The sequence below is a fragment of the Arthrobacter sp. TB 26 genome (assembly GCF_000427315.1).
Classification (GTDB): domain Bacteria; phylum Actinomycetota; class Actinomycetes; order Actinomycetales; family Micrococcaceae; genus Arthrobacter.
Map to the genome: position 1 here is coordinate 1 of NZ_AUPJ01000539.1, position 5,587 is coordinate 5,587.

Consider the following 5,587-nt stretch of genomic DNA (forward strand, 5'->3'; position numbering starts at 1 on the left):
CCGCCACGGGATGTGGGTCAAATCCTGTGTATGGATTTGGCCTGCTTCCCTGTGCCGGCGGGGCAAATCCGGGGTCACTAAGCCTGGCAAAGCTTTGGGCGGCTCGGATGCGTGCTGGTCTCTGGAATGTCTGGTTTGCGGCCTGACACCGGTCCGGAACAAGCAGGCGGTTGCGGGCCGGCTGCGGACCGGAACTGCGGACGGCGCCGTTCGCCGTCCGGGGCGCCTTTGAACACGGTTACGGCCCTTAGGTCCGGTGTTTGCGGCGTGTCCGTGTCAAAGTGCCCCCGGACCGCATGCGACGGGCCGAACCCAGGACGCGCCCGAGTCCGCAGACCGTTATCACTGGCCCCGAGCAGCCGGCTTAAAGCAGAAGGTCCGGGACACTGTTTCCAGTGTTCCGGACCTTCTCTTCAGTTGCGGGGACAGGATTTGAACCTGTGACCTCTGGGTTATGAGCCCAGCGAGCTACCGAACTGCTCCACCCCGCGTCGCAAGATCAACTCTACCTGCCGGTGAACTTGAGGCCAAATCGAGGTGGCGTGATGTGCGTCTCCCGAGACCGGGGCATGACGCGCCCCGTGGATTGGCGGGAGCGGAAAAGGCCGGGTTCACGCTCCAGAGGAGCGCGAACCCGGCCTTGGACCGTGTATCAGTCAGCCTGCTTCAGTTGGCCGTGCGTCAGCTGCTCGGCGTCGGCGCGGGGGTTGCGGCCGGCGTTGTGGTTTCCGGCGCCGGGGTGGCCGTCGGTGCTGGAACCGGCGTCGCCGCGATCTTGGCCTCGGCGTCAATCGCTCGCTGCAGTGCCGCGGAGAGCTTCTTCTGCTGTTCACCGTAGGCTGCGAAGTCGCCCTTGGCGAGGGCGTCCTGGCCGGCCCTGATGGCGGCGTTCGCCTCGTTCAGGGCAGCTTTCAGCTCTGCCTTGGCGTCTGTGCTGCCCGGCGCGGGCGTAGTGCCGCCAGGCGCCGGCGTCGCGGGTGTCTGCCCGTTGTTGGCCGAATCGCCGGCACTGGCTCCCGACTCACCGCCGAACAACTGGTTCAGGGCCTCATCCAGGGTCGGTGCGAAACCGATCTTGTCACCAAACGCCACCAGAACGCGCTGCAGTGTGGGGTACGAGGTCTCCCCCGTGGAGCGCAGGTAGACGGGCTGCACGTAGACCATGCCCCCACCGACAGGCAGTGTCAGCAGGTTGCCGTTGAGGACCGCCGAAGCACCCTGGCGCAGCAGGTTCAGGGCCTGCGACACCGTGGGATCAGAGTTGAACTTGTTCTGGGCCTGGCCGGGGCCGGGGACATTGGCTTCCGGCGGGATCTGAAGGAGCCTGAGCTGGCCGTAGCTCTCTGCCTTCACTCCCTTCTGGTTTCCCGCGTCGGAGTCCGCGGCCAGGAAGCCGTACAGCACGTTGCGGGCGTTGCCGTTGACCACCTGCGGAATAAAGGAGGACGTCAGCTGGAAGGCCGGTTTGTCCTGGTCGGGCATCTTCAAGGACATGTAGTACGGCGGTTGCTTGACGTCGTCCTGGACGGTCGGATCGTTCGGGACGCTCCAGGCGTCATTGTTGGTGTAGAAGTTGTCCGCCTGGGTGACGTGGTAACGGCCCAGGAGTTCCCGCTGGACCTTGAAGAGGTCTTCCGGGTACCGGACGTGGCTCATGAGCGCCCCGGACATTTCCGAGAACGGCTTCAGCGAGGACGGGAAGATGTTCTGCCACGCCTTCAGGACCGGGTCCTGGTCGTCCCAGGCATACAGCGTTACCTTTCCGTCGTAGGCATCCACGGTGGCCTTGACCGAGTTGCGGATGTAGTTGACCGAGGTGTTCGGCAGGGAGGCTGTCCGCCCGGAGGTGGTCTGGGAGTCCGCGGTGGCCGCGGAGAGCTGTTCCTGCTGGGAGTAGGGGTAGTACTGGCTGGTGGTGTAGCCGTCCACGATCCACTTCACCCGGCCGTCCACGACCGCGGGGTAGGCGTTGCCGTCCACTGTCAGGTACGGGGCAACCTTTTCGACGCGGTCCCGGGGATTACGGTCGTACAGGATCTGGGACTCGGGGTTGACGCCGTCAGAAAGCAGCAGGTCCGAGGACTGGAACTTGATCGCGTAGAGCACCTTGTTGAAGAAGCTGCCCACGTTCGGGCCGCCGTCGCCAGTGAAGGTGTACTGCGTTTCGCCATCGCCTTCCTTGGCGGCTGGCCGGTCCTGCTCGCGGTGCTGGGAGCCCTCGGGGGCGCCGACCACTGAGTAGTCGGGCGAGTTCTCGCCGAAGTAGACCCGCGGCTGGTAGGTCGAGTCATCGCCGAGCACGCCGGTGGACGGGATGCCGGACTGCAGGAAATCGGGCTTGCCGTCGACGGTAAATTTGTTGCCCTTCGCGGCGACGACTCCGTAGCCGTGGGTGTAGACGACGTGGCGGTTCAGCCATGACTGCTGGTTGGCGCTCAGCCCGTCCGGGTTCAGCTCGCGGACCGCAATGACGGTGTCCTGGATCTTCCCGTCGATCTCGTAGCGGTCCACGTTCAGGGCGCTCGGGAACTGGTAGTAGGGCCGGTACTGCTCGAGCTGCGAGAACGCGTCCGAGATCAGGTTGGGGTCCAGCAGCCGGATGTTGGCCGTGGTCTGCGCGTCGGGAGCCAGGGCGCCGGTGGTGGCGTTGGTGGTGGCGTTGTACCGCGTCTCCTGGATCTTATCCAGGCCATAGGCCGAGCGGGTGAGGCTGATGTTGCGCTCGATGAACTTCTTCTCGAGCGTCTGCTCCGAGGGCCGGACCTGGAACTGCTGGATCACCCAGGGGTAGACGCCGCCGGCCAGGATCGAGGTGATAACGAGCATGGCGGTACCGATCACAGGCAGCCGCCACTTGCCGATCACGGCAGCGACGATGAACAGGACTGCGACGAGGGCCGCGGCCACGGCCAGGATGGATTTGGTCGGGATGACGGCGTTGACGTCCGTGTACAGCGCGCCGGCCCAGCGGCCGCCGCTGTTCTGCACGGAGCTGTAGCGGTCCAGCCAGAAGTTGACGCCCAGCAGCAGCAGGAAAGCTGCACCGGAGACGGCGAGATGGATCTGCGCTGCGCGGCTGGTGAAGATGCCGCGTTCCATGATCCGGATGCTGCCGTAAAGGTAATGGGTCAGGATACCGGCGATGCCGGCAACGATGACGACGCTGATCAGGAATCCGGTCACGAAGCCCAGAAACGGCAGGGTCATCAGGTAGAAGCTGATGTCGAGCCCGAACTGAGGATCGTTCTGGCCAAAGGGTTCCTGGTTCAGGAACAGGAGCACCTTCTGCCACTGGCTGGCCGCGGCGCTTCCGGCGAACAGTCCGAAGAGGACGGGCAGGCCGATCATGACGACGCGGCGGATCGGTTCAAGCTGGACCTGGTAGCGGTTCAGGTTGTCCCGGATCTCGGAGTCCGGCGCGTACACGGGGCGGGCATGGTAGGCGATCCGGATGGCGAAGAAGACGGCGGAGAACATCAACGCGAAGCCAACCAGGAAGATGACGATGCGTGCCAGATTCTCGGTCAGGAAAACTTCGAAGAAGCCCAGCTGCTGGTACCACAGGACGTCCGTCCAGACATTGGCGAAGAATATGAAGCCGACCACGATCAAGGCCACAACAATTAACGTCGGCGTCAGTGCGCCTCGTCGTTGCTGGGGTCTTCCGGGTGGGACTGTGCTGGCTGGACGGGACAAACTCGGTACCTCATAGCTGGTCGACAGTTACTGGTTTTTAGTTATCAGTGCGGCGCTTCGTTGCCGGAACTCAGTTGCTGCCTTGAAGCGGCCATCGGCCCCACCCCCCACTGGGCGGCGAAGCCGTCATAGGTGCCACGAGTGGCGGCGAATCTTAGTTCCGCGGCCAGTCTAGTTGCTGGAACAAACCGGAAGCCCCGATGTGTCGGCCCCTGACGCGGCAAGTTCGACCGCTTTACGTGCATCGGCCAGATTCTCGACCCGAACCACCTGCAATCCGTCCGGGATATGCCCGACGACGTCGTCGCAATTGGCGGCCGGCGCGAGGAACAGGGTGGCACCGCCGGACCGCGCGCCGTGCATCTTCTGGCTGATCCCGCCAATCGGGCCGACCGCGCCGTCGGGGGTAATGGTTCCGGTACCTGCGACGTGCTTCCCGCCGGTCAGGTCGCCGGGGGTGACGGTGTCCATGATGCCCAAGGCGAACATCATCCCGGCGCTGGGACCGCCGACCTTGTCCAGGGAAATCTTGACGTCGAAGGGGAACTTGAATTTGTACTGCAGCATGACCCCGAGGATGAACCGGCCTGCGGAGGTCTTGGACGGAGTGATGCTGGCCGTCACGTTGCTGCCGTCACGGTCGACGGCGACATCCACCGGCGCGCCGTTGCCGGCCGCCAGCTCGGACTGGACGACGCTCAGCGCCGTCGCCGGCTTGCCGTTGACGGACACGATCACGTCGTTGTCCTGGAGCTTGCCCGCGGAGGCCGAGCCATCCGGGATTGCCGCGACCTGCATCTTCTGTTCGAACGCGATGCCCAGTTCCTTCAGGGCTGCGGCGACGGCGTTCTCCTGCGAGGTGGTCATCGCGACGGCGCTTTCCTGCTGGGACTGTTCCTTCGTCACACCGGTGGGGAAGATGAGTTCCTCCGGGTAGACGGCTTTGGCGCCGTTGAGCCAGGCAGAAAACGCCTCGACGACGGTCACCGGCCCGTTGGGGCCGCCGTCGACGTAGACGGTGGTCAGGTCCAGGTTGCCTTTCGCGGGAAACGTCTCGTGGCCGGTCACGCTGATAACGGGTGTGCCGTTGTCCTTGCCCAGGGTGTTGAACGTCGGACCGGGTGATTCGACGACGTACGGGACGGGCAGGCTCACGGCGGTGACGCCGAGCGCCAGGGCCAGCAGACCTGAGACGAGCATGGCTGAGGACCGTTTGTCCCGCTTCCGGCCCGAACCGGATCCGGGGAGGAGGGAACGTCGGCCCCGGGACTGCCCGGCCGCCTGCCCGCTGGCGGGCTGGTCACCCTGCGTAATCGTCAATGAAGGACCTCTCCGTGCCGGCGCCCGGGGATCCTGCGGACCCCTGATCAGCGCACCGCGTCCGCGGCCTGCGCCGCGGCTTCCGCCTGCCAATATTCCAGTTTCCAACACTACGCGCTCGGCTGCCGGCTGGGCTCTTTGCCGACAGCGAACGTGGCGGGGTTTCAGCAGACAGCCCGCTGGCTGCGGGGTACCGTGAACGTGAGAAGCAGCCACACCGACGATCGGCGGGATCATGACCTCCAACCCACTTAATCCGTCCAATGGCGACGAGGAACCCAAGGATCCGCTGGCAGAAATGCTGAAGAACCTGATGGGCGGCCAGGGCCTGGGGAACATCGACCCCGCGGAACTGGCGAAGGCCGCGGGCCTTCCGGATGACCCCAACCTCCTCGCCCAGATGTTCTCCCAGGTCCAGGCCATGATGAGCGCCTCCTCGGAGGGCCCCGTCAACTGGCAGCTGGCCCATGAAAACGCCCGGCGCGTGGCCGCAAGCGGCTCCGACCCGTCCGTCACGGCGCAGCAGTCCCGCGAGGTCGATGAGGCGCTGCGGCTCGCCGAGCTGTGGCTT

Annotated in this window: 3 protein-coding genes and 1 tRNA gene (1 of these 4 cut by a window edge); 1 reads left to right on the top strand and 3 read right to left on the bottom strand. The window is 65.1% G+C overall.

The genetic code is table 11. The features are described from left to right. Positions 1-417 precede the first annotated feature (417 nt). The 3 genes from K789_RS0121130 to K789_RS0121140 all read right to left on the bottom strand — a co-directional run bounded on the left by K789_RS0121130 (position 418) and on the right by K789_RS0121140 (position 5,016). Positions 418-491, bottom strand: a tRNA-Met gene (locus tag K789_RS0121130). 190 nt (positions 492-681) lie between these two features. Next, positions 682-3,696 carry a UPF0182 family protein gene (locus K789_RS0121135; RefSeq protein WP_024366736.1) on the bottom strand — a complete coding sequence of 1,005 codons (3,015 nt, stop codon included), beginning with the start codon at positions 3,694-3,696 and terminating at the stop codon, positions 682-684. A gap of 171 nt (positions 3,697-3,867) precedes the next feature. Next, positions 3,868-5,016 carry a S16 family serine protease gene (locus K789_RS0121140; RefSeq protein ID WP_024366737.1) on the bottom strand — a complete coding sequence of 383 codons (1,149 nt, stop codon included), beginning with the start codon at positions 5,014-5,016 and terminating at the stop codon, positions 3,868-3,870. Between the two features lie 235 nt (positions 5,017-5,251). Here K789_RS0121140 and K789_RS0121145 point away from each other — a divergent pair, with 235 nt between their 5' ends. Continuing rightward, positions 5,252-5,587: the 5' portion of a zinc-dependent metalloprotease gene (locus tag K789_RS0121145; RefSeq protein WP_024366738.1), read on the top strand. 1,128 nt of this gene lie beyond the right edge of the window; only the first 336 of its 1,464 coding nucleotides appear in the window; the start codon lies at positions 5,252-5,254; its stop codon lies off the right edge, out of view.